Raw genomic sequence first — 3,355 nt, 5'->3', positions numbered from 1 at the left:
GTGGATGAACTGGCCCACAGCAACGCCCCCGGCAGTCGTCACGCCAAGCGCTGGCAAGACATTCAGGAACTGCTCGCCGCCGGCATCGACGTGTTCACCACGGTCAACGTCCAGCACCTGGAAAGCCTGAATGATCAGGTGCGCGGCATCACTGGCGTGCAGGTGCGCGAAACCCTGCCGGACTGGGTGTTGCAGGAAGCTTTCGAGCTGCTGCTGATCGACTTGCCGCCGCGTGAATTGCTTGAGCGTCTGCGCGAAGGCAAGGTCTACGTGCCGGAACAGGCCCGCGCTGCGATCGACGCTTTTTTCACCCAGACCAATCTCACCGCCCTGCGCGAACTGGCGATGCAGACCGCCGCCGCGCAGGTCGACAACGATCTCGCCCAAGGCTATCGCCAACTCGGCCAGGCCGCGCCGGCGGTGCGCGGGCGTTTGTTGGTCGGCATCGATGGCGATGCGCAGGCCGAGCGGCTGGTGCGTCACGCCAGCCGCGTCGCCCAGCGCCGGCATCTGCCGTGGAGCCTGGTGCATGTCGACAACGGCAGCGCCCGTGATGAGCAATCGCGGTTGCGCCTGCAAAGCGCCCAGCAACTGGCCGAACGCCTCGGTGGTGAAGTGGTGCTGTTGCGTGCCGGCGAGGTGGCGAAGACCCTGATCCAACACGCCGCCGAGCGCCGCGCCAGTCTGTTGCTGGTCGGCCAGTCGCGGCCACGCTTGCGCCGTCGCCTGTTCGGCGGTGGTCTGGCGGCGCGCCTGCTGCGTCAGGCTCACGGTCTGGAAATCAACGTGCTCGACAGTGACCACGAACAGCATCAACCGCGCCCGCGCAATCCAGTGACGCTGGTGTGGTTCGACTACGCGCTGGCGCTGGTCGCGACGTTGTTGGCCAGCGCGTTGGCCTGGGCGGTGTCGAGCGTGTTGCCGCTGCCGAACATCTCGCTGGTGTTTCTCGCGGCGGTGTTGCTGGTGGCGGTGCGCAGCAGCCTCGGCCCGGCGCTGGCCTGTGCGGCGCTGTCGTTTCTCACCTACGATTTCCTGTTCATTCCACCGAATTTCTCGTTCAGCATTCAACGCGAAGAAGACGTGCTGACGCTGCTGTTCTTCCTGTTGATGGCGGCGCTCACCGGCAACCTCGCGGCGCGTCAGCGGCGGCAGTTGCAGGCTTTGCGCGATACCCAGGAAGAGACCAGCGAACTGCTCGACCTGTCGCGCAAACTCACCGCCGCGACTGATCGCCAAGCCGTGGTCAGCGCCGCCGCGCAGCACCTCGAAGGCTGGAGCGATGTGCAATTGTGCCTGCTCAACCGCGACGGGCAGGGCGGCTGGAAAGTCGAAACCGGCGGGCCACTGCAATTCACCGAGGCCGAACGTGCCGCTGCCGATTGGGCCTGGCAACACGATCAACCGGCGGGCAAGGGCACCGGCACGTTGCCGCTGGGGCGTTGGTGGTGGTGGCCGTTGTCGGTCGAGGACGGGCCACTGGCATTGCTCGGTGTTTGCGCCAAGGAAGGCCAGAGCTTGAGCGGTCAGCGCCGACGTTTGCTCACCGCGCTGAGCCAGCCGCTGGCGCAAGCCCTGGCCCGCGCGCAATTGGCCGATGACCTCGAAGCGGCGCGTCTGCACGGCGAAACCGAACAGTTGCGCAGCGCCTTGCTGGCTTCGGTGTCCCACGATTTGCGCACGCCGCTGACGGCCATGCGCGGCAGCATCGACAGCCTGTTGGCCCTCGGCGAAGCGATTCCGCTGGAGGATCGCCGCGAGCTGCTCGAAGGCACCCGCGACGAAGCCGAACGCCTCGACCGCTACATTCAGAACCTGCTCGACATGACTCGCCTCGGCCACGGCGCCTTGAAGCTGGCGCGGGACTGGGTATCGCCGGCCGATATCGTCGGCAGTTCGCTCAATCGCCTGCGCGCCGTGCTGGCGCCGCTGCAGGTCAGCACCGAAGTGCCGGCCGAGCTGCCGTTGCTCTATGTGCACGCGGCGTTGATCGAGCAGGCGCTGGTTAACGTGCTGGAAAACGCCGCGCGATTTTCGCCCAGCCACGGTCGCCTGCAATTGCGTGCCGGCGCCGATGAGCAGGAGATTTTCTTTGCGGTCAGCGATGAAGGCCCGGGGATTCCCGAAGAGGACCGAGCGAAGATTTTCGACATGTTCTACACCGCCGCGCGCGGTGATCGCGGCGGGCAGGGCACGGGGTTGGGCCTGGCGATCTGTCAGGGCATGGTCGGCGCACACGGCGGGCGTATTTCCGTGGCTGACGGCATCGACGGGCGCGGCACCTGCATTACCTTGCACTTGCCGTTGCAGGCGCAGCCGGGGATGGACGGTGAAGCTTGAAGTCGACTGCGCTACTCTCTTGCCACTCTTTTGTGTTGATGTGAATTCATGAGCCAGACCGCGACCATTTTGGTCATCGACGACGAACCGCAGATCCGCAAATTCCTGCGCATCAGCCTCGCTTCACAAGGCTACAAAGTGCTCGAAGCGGGCACCGGCGCTGAAGGCCTGGCGCAAGCCGCGCTGAGCAAACCGGACCTGGTGGTGCTCGACCTCGGCCTGCCGGACATGGACGGTCAGCAGGTGCTGCGCGAGTTGCGCGAGTGGGCGAGCACGCCAGTGCTGGTGTTGTCGGTGCGTGCCAGTGAAGGGCAGAAGGTCGAAGCGCTGGATGGTGGCGCCAATGACTACGTGACCAAACCGTTCGGCATTCAGGAATTTCTCGCCCGGGTCCGCGCATTGTTGCGCCAGGCTCCGGCGGGGGAGGCGCAGCCGGCGGCGCTGAGTTTCGGCCCGTTGACCGTGGATCTGGCCTATCGGCGGGTGCTGCTTGACGGCGCCGAAGTCGCCCTGACCCGCAAGGAATACGCGGTGCTCGCGCAACTGGCGCGGCATCCGGGGCGGGTAATCACCCAGCAGCAATTGCTCAAGGATATCTGGGGGCCGACGCACACCGAGGACAGTCATTACCTGCGCATCGTGGTCGGACATCTGCGGCAGAAACTGGCGGATGACCCGACCCGGCCACGGTTTATCGTGACTGAGGCGGGGGTTGGGTATCGGTTGTTGAGTGAGAACAGCCTGTAGCTTTGTAGTGGCCGATCCGGCGCCTTCGCGAGCAAGCTCGCTCCCACATTTGGAATGCATTCCCCTGTGGGAGCGAGCTTGCTCGCGAAGGGGCCAGAATAAACACTGAAGGACTTTCAGGATTTCAACCCTGCTCCTGCTCATACCGATCCAGCGTATCACTGGCAATCTGTCTGCCCAGCGCAATCAACTCCGGCGCTTTGTAGAACTCGAAAAACCGGCACACCCGCTTCGGCACGTTGATCAGGATATCCGGCGGATACCCGGC

Annotated in this window: 2 protein-coding genes and 1 pseudogene; 2 read left to right on the top strand and 1 reads right to left on the bottom strand. The window is 64.9% G+C overall.

Annotated elements, in window-relative coordinates:
* Both D6877_RS05455 and D6877_RS05450 read left to right on the top strand, forming a co-directional pair.
* The coding region (locus tag D6877_RS05455) for a sensor histidine kinase KdpD (RefSeq protein ID WP_130910105.1) at positions 1–2,340 on the top strand (2,340 nt) is incomplete at its 5' end.
* Between the two features lie 48 nt (positions 2,341–2,388).
* Positions 2,389–3,087 (top strand): response regulator, encoded by a 699-nt coding sequence (locus D6877_RS05450; protein WP_130910104.1) that lies wholly within the window; start codon positions 2,389–2,391, stop codon positions 3,085–3,087.
* A 124-nt stretch (positions 3,088–3,211) separates the two neighbouring features.
* Here the strand turns inward: D6877_RS05450 and D6877_RS05445 are convergent.
* A pseudogene (locus tag D6877_RS05445) lies at positions 3,212–3,355 on the bottom strand (alpha/beta hydrolase); the annotation flags it as partial.

The sequence above is a fragment of the Pseudomonas sp. Sample_9 genome (genome assembly GCF_004307535.1).
In the GTDB taxonomy this organism is placed as follows: Bacteria; Pseudomonadota; Gammaproteobacteria; order Pseudomonadales; family Pseudomonadaceae; genus Aquipseudomonas; species Aquipseudomonas mercuritolerans.
This window is presented reverse-complemented; position numbering and strand designations above follow the sequence as displayed.